The organism is Pseudomonas idahonensis (assembly GCF_037903935.1).
In the GTDB taxonomy this organism is placed as follows: Bacteria; Pseudomonadota; Gammaproteobacteria; order Pseudomonadales; family Pseudomonadaceae; genus Aquipseudomonas; species Aquipseudomonas danubii.
The window spans coordinates 1,191,930-1,210,391 of sequence record NZ_CP149586.1; the positions used below are offsets into that span (position 1 = coordinate 1,191,930).

Sequence of the window (18,462 nt, forward strand, 5' to 3'; positions counted from 1 at the left end):
AGGCAAGCCCGAAAGTCGCTGAGTTTGGCATAGAACCCACAGCCCTGAAAGACCACGCAAGCAGACGGCGAGGTGTCCGCCACGCACAGTCTTCGCTATAATCCGCGACCTGCCCACGCCGCAGGCTCATCGAGCTCTTGTTTATTAAGCTCTGGGCCGCCATTACCCCGGTCTACCTTGGGCCTGAAAGGATCGAGCATGTTTGAAAACCTAACCGACCGTCTCTCGCAGACGCTGCGCCATGTCACCGGCAAGGCCAAGCTGACCGAGGACAACATCAAAGACACCCTGCGTGAAGTGCGCATGGCGTTGCTTGAGGCTGACGTCGCATTGCCGGTGGTCAAGGACTTCGTCAACTCGGTGAAGGAGCGTGCGGTCGGCACCGAAGTGTCCCGCAGCCTGACCCCGGGCCAGGCCTTTGTGAAAATCGTCCAGGCCGAGCTGGAAAGCCTGATGGGCGCGGCCAACGAAGACCTCAACCTCAGCGCCGTGCCGCCAGCCGTGGTGCTGATGGCCGGTCTGCAAGGTGCGGGCAAGACCACCACCGCCGGCAAACTTGCGCGCTTCCTTAAAGAGCGCAAGAAAAAGAGCGTGATGGTGGTGTCCGCCGACGTCTACCGCCCGGCGGCGATCAAGCAGCTGGAGACCCTGGCCAACGACATCGGTGTGACCTTCTTCCCGTCGGACCTGAGCCAGAAGCCGGTGGCCATCGCCGAAGCAGCTATAAAGGAAGCGAAGCTCAAGTTCATCGACGTGGTGATCGTCGACACCGCCGGTCGCCTGCACGTCGACGGCGAGATGATGGACGAGATCCAGGCGCTGCATGCGGCGATCAAGCCGGTGGAAACCCTGTTCGTGGTCGACGCCATGACCGGTCAGGACGCTGCCAACACCGCCAAGGCCTTTGGTGACGCGCTGCCGCTGACCGGGGTGATCCTGACCAAGGTCGATGGTGACGCCCGTGGCGGTGCCGCACTGTCGGTACGGGCCATCACTGGCAAGCCGATCAAGTTCATCGGTATGGGCGAGAAGACCGAGGCGCTGGAGCCATTCCACCCTGAACGTATCGCTTCGCGGATTCTTGGCATGGGTGACGTGCTCAGCCTGATCGAACAGGCCGAGCAGACCCTCGACAAGGAAAAGGCCGACAAGCTGGCCAAGAAGCTGAAGAAGGGCAAGGGCTTCGACCTCGAAGACTTCCGCGACCAACTGCAACAGATGAAGAACATGGGCGGCCTGGGCGGCCTGATGGACAAGCTGCCGAACATCGGCGGCGTCAATCTGGCGCAGATGGGCAACGCACAGAGCGCCGCTGAAAAGCAGTTCAAGCAGATGGAAGCCATCATCAACTCCATGACCCCGGCCGAGCGCCGCGACCCTGAGCTGATCAGCGGTTCGCGCAAGCGCCGGATCGCCATGGGTTCCGGTACCCAGGTGCAGGACATCGGCCGCTTGATCAAGCAGCACAAGCAGATGCAGAAGATGATGAAGAAGTTCTCCGCCAAGGGCGGGATGGCCAAGATGATGCGCGGCATGGGCGGCATGTTGCCCGGCGGCGGCATGCCGAAAATGTGAAGAATCCGCGCCGGCAGTCATGTCGGCGCTATTCCACGGGGACGTGGAATCTCGAGCAAACCCTCGATTGGGGTGCGCTCACTCGCTGCCGCTTGCGGCGGCTCCATAGCAAATCTGAGTGGCAGCCGATAGGCGCCGGAAAAAGTCATTTGCAAAAGTCCGGATATTCCTTAGAATATGCGGCCTTTCGGGCACCCATGCCCGCTGTGCATTTAGATTTGCAGCACCGACTACAGGAACGATGTTCACATGCTAACAATCCGTCTTGCCCTTGGCGGCTCCAAAAAGCGCCCGTTTTACCACTTGACCGTGACCGACAGCCGTAACCCACGCGACGGTTCGCACAAAGAACAAGTTGGCTTCTTCAACCCGATCGCTCGTGGTCAAGAAGTCCGCCTGTCCGTGAACCAAGAGCGCGTAGCCTACTGGCTGAGCGTTGGTGCACAGCCTTCTGAGCGCGTTGCTCAGTTGCTGAAGGAATCGGCTAAGGCTGCAGCCTGAACCCTATGAACGCGACGCCAGCTCCTGCTGATGATTTGATCGTTATCGGCAAAATCTACTCTGTTCATGGCGTTCGCGGCGAAGTGAAGGTCTTTTCCTTTACTGATCCGATTAAAAACCTGTTGGACTACAAAACCTGGACGCTCAAGCGCGAAGGTAGCGTGAAACAGGTTGAGCTGGTCAGCGGACGCGGGAACGACAAGTTCCTGGTCGCAAAGCTCAAGGGTCTTGATGATCGCGAAGAAGCTCGTCTTCTGGCCGGTTACGAGATCTGCGTGCCGCGCAACCTGTTCCCTGAACTGACCGACGGCGAGTACTACTGGTACCAGCTGCAAGGTCTCAAGGTCATCGACACCCTCGGGCAACTGCTCGGGCAGATCGATCACCTGTTGGAGACCGGCTCGAACGATGTAATGGTGGTCAAGCCTTGCGCTGGCAGCCTGGATGATCGCGAACGCCTGTTGCCCTATACCGAGCAATGCGTGTTGGCCGTCGATCTGGCAGCGGGCGAGATGAAGGTGGAATGGGATGCGGACTTCTAAGCGTGGCTAACTTGCGCGTAGAAGTGATCAGTTTGTTTCCCGAGATGTTTTCCGCCATCAGCGAATATGGCATAACCAGCCGCGCGGTGAAACAGGGGCTCTTGCAGCTCACTTGTTGGAATCCGCGAGACTACACCACGGATCGACATCACACTGTGGACGATCGCCCGTTTGGCGGTGGCCCTGGCATGGTGATGAAGATCAAGCCCCTGGAGGATGCACTGGTTCAGGCCAGAAACGCAGCCGGGGAGGGTGCGAAGGTGATCTACCTGTCGCCCCAAGGCCGTCAACTGAATCAGTCGGCGGTACGCGAGTTGGCGAATGAGGATGCATTGATCCTGATTGCTGGTCGTTATGAAGGCATTGACGAGCGGTTTATTGAAGCTCATGTCGATGAAGAGTGGTCGATTGGCGACTATGTACTCTCCGGTGGCGAGCTGCCGGCGATGGTCCTGATTGATGCGGTTACGCGACTGCTGCCCGGAGCTTTAGGGCATGTGGATTCCGCGGAGGAAGATTCCTTCACGGACGGTCTGCTGGATTGCCCGCACTACACCCGACCGGAGGTGTATGCGGATCAGCGTGTTCCCGACGTGTTGCTAAGTGGCAACCACGCACACATCCGGCGTTGGCGTTTACAGCAGTCCCTTGGTCGGACCTATGAACGACGCGCCGATCTTCTGGAAAGCCGCTCGCTTTCTGGAGAAGAGAAGAAGCTGCTCGAGGAATATCTCCGCGAGCGGGACGATAGTTAACAACGTATCGATGGTAGATCCGACGATTTACCTTAGGAGCACAGCATGACCAACAAAATCATCCTTGCACTCGAAGCAGAGCAGATGACCAAAGAGATCCCAGCCTTTGCCCCGGGCGACACCATTGTCGTTCAGGTGAAAGTGAAGGAAGGCGATCGTTCCCGTCTGCAGGCGTTCGAAGGCGTAGTTATCGCCAAGCGCAACCGCGGTGTGAACAGCGCGTTCACCGTACGTAAAATCTCCAACGGTGTTGGCGTAGAGCGTACTTTCCAGACCTACAGCCCGCAGATCGACAGCATGGCTGTCAAGCGTCGCGGTGACGTGCGTAAAGCCAAGCTGTACTACCTGCGTGACCTGTCGGGTAAAGCAGCTCGCATCAAGGAAAAACTGGTTTAAGTCCAGCTTCCGATGCAGAAAAAAGCAGCCTACGGGCTGCTTTTTTGTTGCCTGTCATTTAATGCCCGGAGCGGTTCAGCAGGGCGCAGACCGTGTTGGCGATCCGTTCCAGCAGTACCTCGTCATAAGGCAGCCAGGGCAGGGCGGCCAATTTGCCACTTTGTGCCGCCAGTGGCAGGTCCACCGCGCCTCCATCGCGTGACACGCGCCCGGTCACCAAGTGCACGGCGTAGTCACCGACCCGCACATGGCGCTCATCCATACTCAGCTTTCCTGCTTTGATGTGGGTCGCAAAGGCTGTATTCAGCACCTGTTGGCGCATCAATGTCATTTGCGTGAGATTGTGCCCGGCCAGTCGATTCAGGCGCTCTTCGCGCTTGCCTGGCGAGGCCTGGGGAAGAGGAATGCCAGCGGCGGTCTGCGTCAGTTCTTCAACGGCGAAAGCGCTGATGCTGACCAGCAGATCGATGGCTCGGCAAGCCTCTGAAAAAACCTGCACCGGCACATTTTTCAGCAGCACAGGCTGCCAGTGTTTCTCGGTGCGACGAGCGAAGCACGTGGCGCCGGACAAGCAGTGCCCTTGTAAGCCGGGATAGAGTGGCACGTCGACATTCAGAGTCACTCGGATGTCGCTCAGGTTCCGGCTCAGGCTACCGTCTCTGTCGATCTTCCAGCCCTCGCGGCGTGCCAGGCCGATCAATGGGCGAATGGATAGGCTGTACCCGGCGAATGCCTGGTAGGAGGGGCTTTCCAGCTCATGGTCGGGTGCCTGGTAGTGCTCGCGAAATACCTGGCGCAGTGGTTGCCTGATCTGGCGTTCGGTGATCACGGCTTGCCACGCTTGGCGCTCTGCTTCGTCGCTCGACAGGGGGTGCCACAGCGAAATCCGGCATCCGGCGTCCAGGGGCAGCGGCTGACCCCGCACGTCAAGAGCTTGCGCGTTATGGGTCAATAGGAAACTGCAGCGTTGGCCACAGTCGTTGTGAGCCACCCATATCAACGAGTGGGCAAAGGGCGCGCCCACGGCAGAATCCACCAGTTGCCTTCTCCAGTCGCTCAAAGACAGCTCGAAGTGTTGCCACAGTCCTGACTCCAGGCAACTGGCCAGAAGCGCGTGCTGGGCTTTTCCGGGAGCACTGATTGGGGCAAGGCGCAGGGCAATCTCGGGGCGTTGGGCCAGTCCGCGCTCGGCGGGTTTGAGATTGCGCATGAGTTTTTTCTGCAGGCCGGCATGTCGCACCAGGCTCAGGGCGCTGCGCAGCGTTTGCACGCTTTCCGGCGTTGGTATCTGTTCGATGCAATGACCCAGGGCAATGGCCAGGGATTGCGACGGCGCGGTTTTGGCCTGGGTTGGGGCGACGCAAGCCTTGGTCAGCAAAGTGTCCATCAGTGGCGGTAGCCAGGGCGCATCGCGCCGCAGGGCGATCCGGGCGGCACGGGCGATTACTGGCGTGTCATGGGTGCTGAAGGCGCCATCGGCCACATAGGGGGTGGCGCCGCTGTGAATATCTTCCAGGCGCTGGGCGGCGGTGTTGAGGATCTGCTGGGAGAACTCGACGTAGGCAGCATCGTCGGCCAGCGCCGTGGCGGGGTCGCTGCTCAGTGAGTGATGACCGGTCCAGTACTCGCTGCTGGCAAGGGCCAGTCGGGATTGCGGTTCCAGTTGTTCAAGCAGTTCGAACTCCTGTCGGACGTAGGGAGCATCGGCGTAGTGTTGTTCCACGCAACGGTGCAGGGCTGCCTGGGCTTGTGCATCCAGCCATTGCGCCAATACGTACGTCTGGTGGTAGTCCGCAGCCCAGCGTATCGAGGGTTCGCCGAGGATTCTATGTAACTCGCTGCTCAGTGCACTGCTCGGTTTGCCGCTGTGATAGGCCAGTTGCTCCACCGCCTCCTGCCCGCTCAGACAAGTGCGCAGCACCTCCAGCAGGGTGGTTTGATCGAGGGCTGGGCACAGTTCCAGCTGTGCGGCCTGCTGCACAATCGATGTCGCCAGTTGCTGCGCAGCCGGGTTTTCAGGGGTACGCAGTGCTCGGCGGATAGCCGGCCACAGGCTGCCCAGTTGAGCGGGTGTCAGTGAGCTGATATCGATGGGCGCGCCAATGAAACTCGGATGATCCGTTGTCGCGGCGCTCAGGCGTTGCTGCAGGTGCTCGACGAGCGAAGGCGCGGAAAGGGCATCCATGACGGCGATTCTCCTTGTTGGGGGCGCGGATGATCGCATTTTTTATCGCCGATCGTGACCTCTGACCCCTGCCGGGTTCTTTCGGCCCCTGCCGGGCGGCGATATACTCGCCGACCCAATAAAGTGTGATCGCCCGCGCCGTGCAGCCTGCACGGAACGCCCAGGGTGCGTCACACGCCTCCCGGCGTTCCTGGCCTGTTGTTATCCACAGGCAGGCGGCCCCCGATTGTTCCCATCAAGCCTTTGGTCGCTGCCTTGCAGCGCTCATCGGCGTTCCATGCCCGCAGCGTGCCCCTGCGCGGATCTATCCATTCAGGCAGTAGTCCGATGACCCTTCGTGAGCAAGAAATCCAGCGTCGTACCGAACTCTCGGTGACCCGTGTGACCAAGGCGGTATTCCCGTCCACCACCAATCATCACAACACCCTGTTCGGCGGCACCGCCCTGGCCTGGATGGACGAAGTGTCGTTTATCGCCGCCACGCGCTTTTGCCGGTTGCCACTGGTGACAGTCTCCACCGACCGTATCGACTTCAATCATCCGATTGCCGCCGGTTCTATTGTCGAGCTGGTAGGGCGGGTGGTGAAGGTGGGCAACACCAGCCTCAAGGTTGAGGTAGAGGTGTTTGTCGAGAGCATGAGTTGCGACGGACGGGAAAAGGCCATTCATGGTCTGTTCAGTTTCGTCGCCATCGATGACGACAAGCGCCCGGTGCCGGTGCTTCCGGGATTCGCAGCGTAGGAGCCGGCTTGCCGGCGAAGGCGTTCCTGCGGGCCCCTTCGCCGGCAAACCCGCTTCCTAGAGTGACTCGGGTTGGATCAGTGCCAGCAGGGTCCAGCCAGCCGTCGGCTTGAGGCCGCTTTCCGGGGTGATTACATGCACCCAGCCGTTGCTGTCGCGGGCGAACAGCAGGGTTGCGCGTTCGCCGTGCAAAGTCTGGTAGTCGTTCCAGCCAAAGGCTTCGGTCAGGTGCGTGCTGTACAGCTCGGCGCCTTGGCCCAGCAGGCTGGCCAGCTTGGTGTAGGTCAGGGCCTCACTGCCCAGTAGCTGGCCGCGATGTTCGTGGCTGGCGCGGTGCTTGTCGGTGCGTCGGCTTTCCTGGCTGTTGGCCAGGGCATAAAGGCGCTGATGGCCAAAGTCGTGTCGAAAGCGCATGGCCGCCAGGGTGTTGAGTTCGCCTGAAGGTGAGAGCGCCAGCAAATGCCCCAATCCCACCAGATCCAGATGCGCGTCGGCGTGCTGCGAGGCCGGGTTGCCGAAATAGGTGGGCAGGCCTTCCATGCGTGCTGCACGGATATTCTCCCAACTGGAGTCGGTCAGCAGCACTCGGCTGCCCAACTGCTGCAAGGCCTTGCCAATGGTGCGGGCCGGGCCATTGGCGCCGACAATCAGGAAGCCGCTGGGAGCGGGCTCCGCGACTTTGAGCAGGCGCGCCAAGGGCCGGGCAGTAGCGCTTTGCAGGACCACGGTGCCGATGATCACGGCAAAGGTCAGTGGCACCAGCAGCAACGCCCCCTCGTGACCGGCTTCATCCAGGCGGATGGCGAAGATGGCCGACACCGCTGCCGCAACAATCCCCCGTGGCGCAATCCACGCCAGCAAGGCGCGTTCACGCCAGTTGAGGCTGGAGCCGGCAGTGGACAGCAACACATTCAGCGGGCGAGCGATGAACTGGATCACCAGCAGCAGGATCAGCACCAGCGGCCCCAGGGCGATCAGTGCCTTGAGGTCCAGGCGCGCTGCCAGCAGGATGAACAGCCCGGAAATCAGCAGCACGCTGAGGTTTTCCTTGAAGTGCAGGATGTGCCGGACATCCACGCCCTTCATGTTGGCCATCCACATGCCCATCAGCGTCACCGCCAGCAGGCCGGATTCGTGCATCACTTGGTTGGACGCGATGAAGATTCCCAGGACTGCGGCCAGGGTCGCCAGGTTGTGCAGGTACTCCGGTAGCCACTGGCGACGCATGATGGTGCCCAGGACCCAGCCGCCGGCGATGCCGAACAGGCTGCCGCACAGAATCACCCCGCCAAAGGTCAGCAGGCTGTGGCTCAGGCCCTCGCCGGCGGCGCTGGCGATGATGAAGCTGTAGACCACCACGGCCAGCAGGGCGCCGATAGGGTCGATGACGATGCCCTCCCAGCGCAGGATATTGGCGATCGAGGCCTTGGGTCGCACCACTCGCAACATGGGCACGATCACCGTCGGCCCGGTGACCAGCGTCAGGGTGCCGAACAGCAGGGCCAGCATCCAGTCGAAGCCCAGCAGCCAATGGGTGGCGAGGGTGATCACCGCCCAGGTGGACAGCGCGCCGATGGTCACCAGGCGGCGCACCACGCTGCCGATTTCACGCCATTCCGAGAGGTGCAGGGTCAGGCTGCCTTCGAACAGGATCAGCGCTACCGCCAGGGACACCAGGGGCATCAGCAGCGGGCCGAACATCTCCTGGGGATCGAGCCAGTCCAGCACGGGACCGGCAAGAATGCCGCTCAGCAGCAGGAACAGAATGGCTGGCAGTTTCAGCCTCCAGGTCAGCCATTGGCAGCCCAGTGCTGCCGCGCCGATGCCGCCGAAGGCCAGCAGAATCTGTTGTTCACTCATCAATGCACCCTGTTCCTTGAAATGGCTGGCTATGAAAGACTAGCGACCCTCTGCGCAGTTCACTATTTTTTTACGCGTGGCCCCTGGGCCGTGCCTTTCGAGTCTTTATGCCCGCCATCGACCACCCCCTGATCGACCGTTTTCTCGATGCCCTGTGGCTGGAGAAAGGCCTGTCCGACAACACCCGCCATGCCTATCGCAGTGACCTGGCGCTGTTCAACGGCTGGTTGCAGGAGCAGGGGGTGGAGTTGCCGCAGGCCGGACGCGAGCTGATCCTCGATCATTTGGCCTGGCGCGTGGAGCAAGCCTACAAGCCCCGTTCTACGGCCAGATTCCTCTCTGGGGTGCGGGGCTTCTATCGCTATTTGCTGAGAGAAAAACTGATCGAGATCGATCCGACTTTGCAGATCGATATGCCGCAACTGGGACGCCCGCTGCCCAAGTCCCTGTCGGAGGCCGATGTCGAAGCGTTGCTGGCGGCGCCGGACTTGAGCGAGGCCATCGGCCAGCGCGATCGCGCCATGCTGGAGGTGCTCTACGCCTGCGGCCTGCGGGTGACTGAGCTGATCAGCCTGACCCTGGAACAGGTCAACCTGCGCCAGGGCGTGTTGCGAGTCATGGGCAAGGGCAGCAAGGAACGCCTGGTGCCCATGGGCGAGGAATCGATTGTCTGGGTCGAGCGCTACATGCGTGATGCCCGGGCCGAGCTGCTGGGCGGGCGGCCCAGCGATGTACTGTTTCCCAGCTTGCGTGGCGAGCAGATGACGCGGCAGACCTTCTGGCACCGGATCAAGCACCAGGCCAAGGTCGCCGGGATCGGCAAGGCGCTGTCGCCTCACACCCTGCGCCACGCCTTCGCCACGCACTTGCTCAATCACGGGGCCGATCTGCGAGTGGTGCAGATGTTGCTGGGCCACAGTGATCTGTCCACCACCCAGATTTATACCCATGTGGCTCGTGCCCGCCTCCAGGATCTGCACGCCAAGCATCACCCGCGGGGTTGATTTGGCTCCCGGGTGGCGCTTTGCGTCGCCCGTAGTCGGTGCCGGCAAACAGATGTGGTAGGCTTTGCCGGTTTGCAAAACGGGTGTTTGCGGGCCGTTGCCATTGCGACCGCTCCCAGTTGCCCATTTGCCCGCCTTCAGGAGTTCCCATGCGTTTGACCCAGATTTTTGCCGCCGCCTCCCTGGCGTTGCTCAGCACCTTCGCCGTGGCCGATGACAGTGCCGAGAAAGCCATCCGCAAGAGCCTCGAGACGCTGCAGCTCGAAGTGCCGGTGGAGAGCATCACCGCCAGTCCTCTGGCCGGGCTGTACGAGGTCAAGCTCAAGGGCAGTCGCGTGCTGTATGCCAGCGCCGATGGCCAGTTCGTGGTCCAGGGCTATCTGTTCCAGCTCAAGGACGGCAAACCGGTGAACCTGACGGAAAAAACCGAACGCCTGGGCATTTCCAAGTTGATCAACGGTATTCCGGTCGCAGAAACTGTGGTCTATCCGGCCATCGGCGAGACCAAGACCCATATCACCGTGTTCACCGACACCACCTGCCCGTACTGCCACAAGCTGCACGCGGAAATACCGGCACTGAACAAGCAGGGTGTGGAAGTGCGCTATGTAGCGTTCCCGCGTCAGGGCCTGGGTTCGCCGGGTGATGAGCAGCTGCAGGCGGTCTGGTGTTCGGCGGACAAGAAAGCCGCCATGGACAAAATGGTCGACGGCAAGGAAATCAAGGCCGCCAAGTGCGATAACCCGGTGTCCAAGCAGTTCGCCCTGGGTCAGTCGATCGGCGTCAATGGCACGCCGGCCATCGTCCTGGCTGATGGCCAAGTCATTCCCGGCTACCAGCCGGCACCGCAGATCGCCAAACTGGCCCTGGGTGCGAAATAATCCTGCATCGTCACGCTAGCCTTTGACGATCATGCTCCTCCGGGTGCAACCGGAGGGGCATTAATAGAGAGCCGCGCTGTTTGCGGCTGTTTTCCACGGCCGGCCTTGAGTCGGCCGTTTTATGGGGAGTTCAGAGTGAATCCGGTCAAAGTAGGCATCTGTGGGCTGGGTACTGTCGGTGGCGGTACCCTAAACGTACTTCAGCGCAACGCCGAGGAGATTGCCCGCCGTGCCGGGCGTGGAATCGAAGTAGCGCAAATTGCTACCCGTACGCCAAAGCCTCAGTTCCAGACGACCGGTATTGCGATTACCAACGATGTCTTCGCCGTGGCCACCAACCCTGAAATCGATATCGTTATCGAGCTGGTGGGCGGCTATACCGTGGCCCGTGAGTTGGTACTCAAGGCCATCGAGAATGGCAAGCATGTGGTTACCGCGAACAAGGCGCTGATTGCCGTCCACGGTAACGAGATTTTCGCCAAGGCCCAGGAGAAGGGCGTGATCGTGGCCTTCGAAGCTGCCGTGGCCGGTGGCATTCCGGTGATCAAGGCAATCCGCGAAGGGCTCTCGGCCAACCGCATCAACTGGCTGGCGGGCATCATCAACGGCACCGGCAACTTCATCCTCTCGGAAATGCGCGAGAAGGGCCGTACCTTCGAAGACGTGCTGGCTGAAGCCCAGGCCCTGGGTTATGCCGAAGCCGATCCGACCTTCGACGTTGAAGGTATCGACGCCGCGCACAAGCTGACCATCCTGGCGTCCATCGCCTTTGGTATCCCGCTGCAGTTCGACAAGGCCTACACCGAAGGCATCACCAAGCTGACCACGGCTGACGTGAACTACGCCGAAGCCCTGGGCTACCGCATCAAGCACCTGGGTGTGGCGCGCCGCACCGAGGCGGGCATCGAGCTGCGAGTGCACCCGACCCTGATCCCGGCTGACCGCCTGATCGCCAACGTCAACGGCGTGATGAACGCGGTGATGGTCAATGGCGACGCTGCCGGTTCGACCCTGTTCTACGGCGCTGGCGCCGGCATGGAGCCGACCGCTTCCTCGGTAGTGGCCGATCTGGTGGACGTGGTTCGCGCCATGACCAGCGATCCGGAAAACCGCGTGCCGCACCTGGCCTTCCAGCCTGATTCCCTGTCCGATCACCCGATCCTGCCGATCGAGTCCTGCGAGAGTGCCTACTACCTGCGCATCCAGGCCAAGGATCACCCGGGCGTACTGGCCCAGGTGGCGAGCATTCTTTCCGAGCGCGGCATCAACATCGAATCGATCATGCAGAAGGAAGTGGAAGAACAGGATGGCCTGGTGCCGATGATCCTGCTGACCCACCGCGTTCTGGAGCAGCACATCAACGATGCGATTACCGCGCTGGAGGCCCTGCAGGGCGTTGTCGGCCCAGTGGTCCGTATCCGCGTCGAACATTTGAATTAATGAAGCAGCCGCAAGTGGCGAGCGGCAAGCGCCAAGTCAGAAGCTGATGTGCTTTGACTTGAGGCTTGAAGCTTGCGGCTTGAGGCTCAAACCGAAGGTTTGTCCCCATGCGCTATATCAGTACTCGTGGCCAGGCACCGGCCCTGAATTTCGAAGATGTGCTGCTGGCCGGTCTGGCCAGTGATGGCGGTCTCTATGTGCCGGAGAACCTGCCGCGCTTTACCCAGGAAGAAATCGCTTCCTGGGCCGGTCTGCCGTATCACGAGCTGGCGTTCCGGGTCATGCGCCCGTTCGTCACCGGCAGCATTCCGGATGCCGACTTCAAGAAGATCCTGGAAGAAACCTACGCGGCCTTCTCTCACAACGCCATTGCCCCGCTGCGTCAGCTGAACGGCAATGAGTGGGTGCTGGAGCTGTTCCATGGCCCGACCCTGGCGTTCAAGGACTTCGCCCTGCAACTGCTGGGTCGCCTGCTGGACTACGTGCTGGAGAAGCGTGGCGAGCGCGTGGTGATCATTGGTGCCACTTCCGGTGACACCGGTTCGGCGGCCATCGAAGGCTGCAAGCGTTGCGACAACGTCGACATCTTCATCCTGCATCCGCACAACCGTGTCTCGGAAGTGCAGCGCCGGCAAATGACCACCATCTTCGGCGAGAACATCCACAACATCGCCATCGAAGGCAACTTCGACGACTGCCAGGAAATGGTCAAGGCCAGCTTCGCCGACCAGGGCTTCCTCAAGGGCACCCGTCTGGTGGCGGTGAACTCGATCAACTGGGCGCGGATCATGGCCCAGATCGTCTACTACTTCCACGCGGCCCTGCAGTTGGGCGGTCCGGCACGCTCCATCGCGTTCTCGGTGCCCACCGGCAACTTCGGCGATATCTTCGCCGGCTACCTGGCACGCAACATGGGCCTGCCCATCAGCCAGCTGATCGTCGCCACCAACCGCAACGACATCCTGCACCGCTTCATGAGCGGCAATCAGTACGTCAAGGAAACCCTGCACGCGACCCTGTCGCCGTCCATGGACATCATGGTCTCGTCGAACTTCGAACGCCTGCTGTTCGACCTGCACGGTCGCAATGGTGCGGCGCTGGCGGGGTTGATGGAGAGCTTCAAGCAAGGCGGCGGTTTCAGCGTCGAAGAAGATCGCTGGACCGAAGCGCGCAAGCTGTTCGACTCCCTGGCGGTGAACGACGAGCAGACCTGCGAAACCATCGCCGAAGTCTTCGAGCAGACCGGCGAGGTGCTCGACCCGCATACCGCGATTGGCGTCAAGGCCGCCCGTGAGTGCCGTCGCAGCCTGGATACACCGATGGTGATCCTGGGCACGGCGCACCCGGTCAAGTTCCCGGACGCGGTGGAGAAGGCCGGTGTCGGCAAGGCTCTGGAACTGCCGGCGCACTTGTCCGACCTGTTCCAGCGCGAAGAACGCTGCACGGTCCTGGCCAATGACCTGAAAGCGGTGCAGGCTTTTGTCAGCCAGCACGGCAATCGTGGCAAGCCACTCTGATCCCTTGGTCTTGTCGTCCACGAAGCCCGTCTCCTGACGGGCTTTGTTTTTTCATGCGCAAGCTTGGCCCGCCAGGGGCAGGGAGGCCCGGATGATGCTTCGACAAACGTACAGGGTAGGGCGCGTCCTGGGCCTGCTACTGGCGGGCCTGCTGGCCTGGGCCGTGCTCTGGGGTGTCGCGCTGGCCGGCACGGTGAAGAACCTGCCCTTCAAACTGGTGCCGGCGTTCGCCGATCTGCAGCCTCTGGCCCTGGCGCCTGCCGAACAGCAATGGCTGGCGACGCATCCACGCCTGAGGGTGGGGATCGCCATTGATGACTACCAGCCCATCGACATCACCCGTGACCGCAATCGCTATCAGGGCATCAGCGCCGATTACCTCGGTTTGGTGGGCGAGCGATTGGACGTGACAATGGAAGTCCTGGGGTTTTCCGAGCGCGAGCAGGCGGTTGAAGCGCTGCGCAACGGCACCATCGATGTGCTGACCAGCGCCAATGGCTATGAGCGCGGCCTCTCGGGGCTGCGCTTCACCAGCGATTACATGCCCGATAGGGCCGTGGTGGTGGTTCGCCGTGACGGGTCGAGCCCCAGTGGTGATCTGGCCGGCAAGAAGCTGGTGTTGTTGGATGGCTATGCCAACGCCGAGCAGGTTCATGCGGCCTATCCGAATAGTCAGATCATGCTTTCGCCTAACCTCTACAGCGGCTTGGAGGCATTGAATCAGGGCGATGCCGACGCCTTCATTGGTAATGAGGTCATCGTGCGCGCGTACAAGGCCCTGCGCCCTTATCTGGCGGTGCACATCCAGGATGAAAGCCGCTTGCCACCGACTGGTTTCGCCTTTGCCACTCGTGACGACAATGCGTTGCTGGCAGGCATGCTGGAGCAGGCGCTGCAGAGCATCGACGAATCCCTGCAACGGGAAATACAGGCCCGCTGGACCACCGGTCTGGGGGCGAATATTTCCGGTGAGCGCATTGAGCTCAGCGCCGAGGAGCAGGCCTGGATTCTCCAGCATCCCCATGTCATGGTCGCCTCCCAGCAATATCCGCCCCATGTGTTCAAGGACAAGGAAGGGCGCTGGGCCGGCCTGAATATCGATTTGCTCAACCGTATCTCGCGCATGACCGGCCTGCATTTTGTGCACAAGGAGAGCCTTTCCACAGCACAGACCCTTGAGTGGCTGGAGAGTGGGCAGGCGCAGATGACTTCTACCCTCACGGCCAGTGAGGACCGGCGGTTGTTCCTGAATTTCTCCCATGCCTTCGGTGGTGCCGCCTGGGTCTTTGTCGTGCGTCCCGAGGATCGCCGCCTGAGCAGCCTGGAGCAGATGGCCGGTGAGGTCCTGGCGTTGCCGGCGCGGCATACCCTTGAGAGCTACATCCGGCGCTACTATCCCGACATTCGGCTGCGCAGCGTTGCCAGCTATGAGGAAGCCCGGGCTCTGGTCAGCAGTGGTGAAGCCATGGCCACCATTCAGAACGAGGTCCAGGTCCAGGCGCTGGGGTTGGGGCCCGCTGACGATGGGTTGCGGGTGGGACGCAGCGTCGAAGGTACCTGGTCGGCCGACGAGTTTTCCGTGCGCAAGGATCAACCCGAGCTGCTGAGTATCCTCAACAAGTCGCTGGAGGCGCTGCCCGTGGCGGAGCTTAGCGCCATCCGTCTCAAGTGGCTGGGGGCCACGCCGGTGCCGATGCCGGTCTGGCAGCGGGTGCCGACCTGGGTGTACTGGGCCATTTCCACCGCGCTGCTGTTCGGTCTGATTTCCCTGGCCTGGAGCAGTCGGCTCAAACTGCAGATTCAGCAGCGATTGCAAGCCGAGCAACGGCTCAACGATCAATTGGTGTTTATGCGGGCCCTGCTTGACGGCATTCCCAACCCGATCTTTGTCCGTGATCTGCAAGGGCGCCTGATCACCTGCAACAAGAGTTATGAGCAGCAGTTGGGGACGAGCCTGGAACAGATTCAGGGGCGACAACTGACAGAGCTGGATCTGCTGCCTGCAGCCACCGCGCGCCAGCTGCATGGCGAGATCATGCAGTTGCTGGCGTCCGAGGAGTCGGTATTCGCCGACCGCCAGGTGCAGACGCGCAACGGATCGATCCACGCCTATCAATGGACGGTGCCGTTCTACAGTGCCGAGGGCCGTCTGCAGGGCTTGCTGGGTGGCTGGATCGATATCACCGAGCGCAAGCGTCTGGAGAACCAATTGGTGGAGGCGCGTCAGTCCGCCGACCAGGCCAATGCCGCCAAGAGCGCTTTTCTCTCCACCATGAGTCATGAGATCCGCACGCCGATGACCGCCATCGTTGGCTTGCTGGAACTGGAGAAAGAGCAGGCCAGGGTGCGTGGCGCGCCTTTTTCCGAGGCTCTGCGGGTGGCTTATCAGTCTGCCCAGGAGTTGATCAGCCTGATGGGGGACAGTCTTGATCTGGCCAAGATCGAGGCCGGCCATATGCAGCTGGTGCCGCAGGTCACCGCCCTCAAGCCCTTTTTCGACAGCGTCCGGCAGCTCTTCGAGGTGACTGCGCGCAACCAGGGCGTGCATTTGCAACTGGTCTTCCACGAGGAAGCCCGGGGGCGTTATCTCTTTGATCCGTTGCGCTTGCGCCAGGTGCTGCACAACCTGTTGAGCAACGCCTTGAAGTTCACCGCTGAAGGTGAAGTGCGGGTGACGGTAGAGCGCCAGCCGGATGAGTCCGGTATTCCGTGTCTGCGTATCAGCGTCGCGGATACCGGCCCGGGAATCAGTGCCGAGCAGCAAGCGAGGATATTCACGCCCTTTGTCCAGGCCGATGCCATGACCTCTTCAACCTATGGCGGCACCGGGCTGGGTCTGAGCATCTGCCGGCAGTTGATCGAGTTGATGGGCGGGCGCATTCACCTGCTGAGTGAGCCAGGAGCCGGAACCGTTGTTGTCATCGAGCTGTATCTGGAGCGGGTCAGCGAGGATCTCGATCCGCAAGTCTCGCCGCCTGCCGAGCGTCCGCCGAGCCGCAGCATCGAAGTGCTGGTGGTGGATGACTTGAGCGCCAACCGCATGGTCCTGAGCCAGCAGCTGATGTTTCTCGGGCATCGGGTCGTGGCCTGTGACAACGCCCGTGAGGCGTTGCAGCGCTGGCGCTCCGGGACCTTTGATGTGCTGATGACCGATTGCAACATGCCGGGCATGAGTGGCTACGCCCTGACCGAGGCCATCCGCCAGATCGAGTCGCAGGAAGGGCGTTCGCCCTGCCCGGTGATCGGCTGCACGGCCAACGCGTTCGAAGACGAGCGCGAGCGTTGTGAGCGCGCCGGCATGGATCAGTTGCTGGTCAAGCCGGTGACCCTGGATCAGTTGGCCCAGTCTCTGGCCCGTTTCCTGCCGTCGCCATCCTTCAACATCCAGACCTTGCGCGGCATGACCCAGGCCGACGAACACGTGTTGCAGCGCATGTTGCAGGAGCTGTTGCGCAACCTTGCCCAAGAGCAGCAAGCACTGGAAGAGGCTTTGGCGGTGCTGGATTGGGAGCGCCTGAGAGGCACCTTGCATCGGCTCAAGGGTGTGTGCTGCCTGATCGACGCCTTGCCCCTGGCCAAGGCCTGTATCGAGCTGGAGGTGCTGGTCAAGGAGCGTCAGGAGCAGGCGCTGGGCCGTCAATGGCCGCTGCTGCTTGAGGTCATGGGGATTTTGCGCAGCGATATTCAGATGGCTCTGGACGAATAAGACTTGTCCTATGTGTGATTAGGACTTGTCTGATTACCGTGTCGGCCCGTAGTGGACTGTTCCCACCTGCGCCGATCGGAGGTTGCCCCCATGCATTCGCTAAAAGTGCTGATTCTCGAAGACAACTCGTTCCAATTGATGGCCTTGCACCAGATGCTCAACGCCAATGGTGTCTTCAACGTGCTGACCGCCGAGAACCAGGAGTCCGCGCGGCGCTCGCTGGACAGCAAGGGGCCGGTGGATATCGCCATCTGCGATCTGTACCTGGAGCAGACCGATGGCCTGGAGTTGATCCGCGAACTGGCCCAGCAGCAACTGGCCAAGGCCCTGATCATTCTCAGCGACGCAGAGCCGGATGTCCTGGAAGGTACAGCCGGCATGGCTCGCGAGCTGGGCTTGAAAGTGCTCGCATGCCTGCCCAAGCCGGCTTCGGCTGCGGTGCTCGGCGACTTGCTCTGTGCCTATCAACAGCACGCCAGGGCAGCCGGCCCCGAATTGAACCAGACATTGCTCCGGGACTTGCTGGGCCTTGAGCCCTTTGTCTTCGAGGACGTGACTCAGGATGAGGGGCTGGCGGCGGTGCTGGGTTGTGGGGTTGCGCATTTTCAGCCGGTCATCCATGAGCATGGCGAGCTTCAAGGTGTCGAGGCGCTAGCGCGCTGGCAGCATCCCGAGCGGGGTCTGCTGATGCCTGGCGAATTTCTTCCGCTGATCGAGTTCGCTGGCCTGCAAGAGGTCTTCACCTGGCACATGCTGGAGCAGGCACTGGAACTGGTGGCCGGGGTGAAACTGGTGCTGGGCTACTGGCTGCCGGTTGCCGTGAACATTCCCACCGGCATCCTTGAGCGGCCGTTGTTCCCCCGTCAGTTGGAGGCGTTGCTGAGGCGCTTCGAAGTGCCGGCCCGGATGCTGACCCTGGAAGTCATCGACACCACGCAACTGCAGACCGATACCGCCCATGTGGAGGCGCTGCTGCGCCTGCGGATGATTGGTTGCAAGTTGTCCATCGGCGATTTCGGCACCGGAGGAACCAGCCTGCAGCGCTTGCTGGAGTTGCCGTTCACCGAGCTGAAGATCCCTCCGGTGTTTGTCGCCGGCATGGCCGCGGATGAGCGCAAGCGGGCGCTGGTCGGCGGTGCGATGAACATGGCGCGACGCATGTCCCTGGGGGTGGTGGTGACCGGTATCGAGACCGAGTCCGACTGTGTGGCGGCCAGGGGCCTGGGGGCGGCTCATCTGCAGGGTTGTTTCATCGCCCCGCCGATGAGTGCCGCCCAGATGCGCCAATGGCTGGCCGAGACCCCAGGCGTGGGCAGCAACGGCCTGGATGGGCAGGCCGCCGGTTTGTGTGCTTAAGGT

The 18,462-nt window shown here is 61.5% G+C and carries 14 protein-coding genes; 12 read left to right on the forward strand and 2 right to left on the reverse strand.

Annotation, left to right across the window (positions count from 1 at the left end):
• The first annotated feature begins 198 nt into the window (after positions 1–198).
• The 5 genes from ffh (at position 199) to rplS (ending at position 3,769) form a co-directional block, all read left to right on the forward strand.
• Entirely contained in the window at positions 199–1,575 is a 1,377-nt protein-coding gene (ffh, locus tag WIN67_RS05385; protein WP_339070731.1) for a signal recognition particle protein, read from the forward strand.
• A 249-nt stretch (positions 1,576–1,824) separates the two neighbouring features.
• Positions 1,825–2,076: a 30S ribosomal protein S16 gene (rpsP, locus tag WIN67_RS05390; RefSeq protein WP_007927680.1), complete on the forward strand. Its 252-nt coding sequence runs from the start codon at positions 1,825–1,827 to the stop codon at positions 2,074–2,076.
• Positions 2,077–2,081: 5 nt separating this feature from the next.
• Complete coding sequence (gene rimM, locus WIN67_RS05395; RefSeq protein WP_102861299.1) at positions 2,082–2,618, forward strand: ribosome maturation factor RimM; 537 nt, start codon at positions 2,082–2,084, stop codon at positions 2,616–2,618.
• On the forward strand, positions 2,600–3,373 hold the full coding sequence (trmD, locus tag WIN67_RS05400) for a tRNA (guanosine(37)-N1)-methyltransferase TrmD (RefSeq protein ID WP_170001093.1): 774 nt from the start codon (positions 2,600–2,602) through the stop codon (positions 3,371–3,373). Before rimM ends, trmD begins: the two co-directional genes overlap by 19 nt.
• A gap of 45 nt (positions 3,374–3,418) precedes the next feature.
• Positions 3,419–3,769, forward strand: coding sequence for a 50S ribosomal protein L19 (gene rplS / locus WIN67_RS05405; RefSeq protein WP_007927677.1), 351 nt, complete (start codon positions 3,419–3,421; stop codon positions 3,767–3,769).
• Positions 3,770–3,827: 58 nt separating this feature from the next.
• On the opposite strand, the gene WIN67_RS05410 is transcribed toward rplS, so the two are convergent.
• Positions 3,828–5,954 (reverse strand): DUF4132 domain-containing protein, encoded by a 2,127-nt coding sequence (locus WIN67_RS05410; protein WP_339070732.1) that lies wholly within the window; start codon positions 5,952–5,954, stop codon positions 3,828–3,830.
• Between the two features lie 327 nt (positions 5,955–6,281).
• On the opposite strand from WIN67_RS05410, the gene WIN67_RS05415 reads away from it, so the two are divergent.
• Complete coding sequence (locus WIN67_RS05415; protein WP_102861301.1) at positions 6,282–6,695, forward strand: acyl-CoA thioesterase; 414 nt, start codon at positions 6,282–6,284, stop codon at positions 6,693–6,695.
• A gap of 57 nt (positions 6,696–6,752) precedes the next feature.
• Here the strand turns inward: WIN67_RS05415 and WIN67_RS05420 are convergent, their stop codons facing one another.
• Positions 6,753–8,555: a sodium:proton antiporter gene (locus tag WIN67_RS05420; protein ID WP_339070733.1), complete on the reverse strand. Its 1,803-nt coding sequence runs from the start codon at positions 8,553–8,555 to the stop codon at positions 6,753–6,755.
• Positions 8,556–8,662: 107 nt separating this feature from the next.
• On the opposite strand from WIN67_RS05420, the gene xerD reads away from it, so the two are divergent.
• From xerD to WIN67_RS05450, 6 genes are all read left to right on the forward strand, one after another.
• Positions 8,663–9,559 carry a site-specific tyrosine recombinase XerD gene (gene xerD / locus WIN67_RS05425; RefSeq protein WP_102861303.1) on the forward strand — a complete coding sequence of 299 codons (897 nt, stop codon included), beginning with the start codon at positions 8,663–8,665 and terminating at the stop codon, positions 9,557–9,559.
• A gap of 149 nt (positions 9,560–9,708) precedes the next feature.
• A complete protein-coding gene (locus tag WIN67_RS05430) occupies positions 9,709–10,440 on the forward strand; it encodes a thioredoxin fold domain-containing protein (RefSeq protein ID WP_102861304.1) in 732 nt (243 codons plus the stop codon).
• Positions 10,441–10,575: 135 nt separating this feature from the next.
• A complete protein-coding gene (locus tag WIN67_RS05435; protein ID WP_060842565.1) occupies positions 10,576–11,880 on the forward strand; it encodes a homoserine dehydrogenase in 1,305 nt (434 codons plus the stop codon).
• A gap of 107 nt (positions 11,881–11,987) precedes the next feature.
• The gene (gene thrC, locus WIN67_RS05440; protein ID WP_102878502.1) at positions 11,988–13,397 is read left to right on the forward strand and encodes a threonine synthase; all 1,410 of its coding nucleotides are present in this window, start codon (positions 11,988–11,990) and stop codon (positions 13,395–13,397) included.
• 91 nt (positions 13,398–13,488) lie between these two features.
• On the forward strand, positions 13,489–17,103 hold the full coding sequence (locus WIN67_RS05445; protein WP_268561134.1) for an ATP-binding protein: 3,615 nt from the start codon (positions 13,489–13,491) through the stop codon (positions 17,101–17,103).
• 90 nt (positions 17,104–17,193) lie between these two features.
• Entirely contained in the window at positions 17,194–18,459 is a 1,266-nt protein-coding gene (locus tag WIN67_RS05450; RefSeq protein ID WP_102878504.1) for an EAL domain-containing response regulator, read from the forward strand.
• The last annotated feature ends 3 nt before the right edge of the window (positions 18,460–18,462 follow it).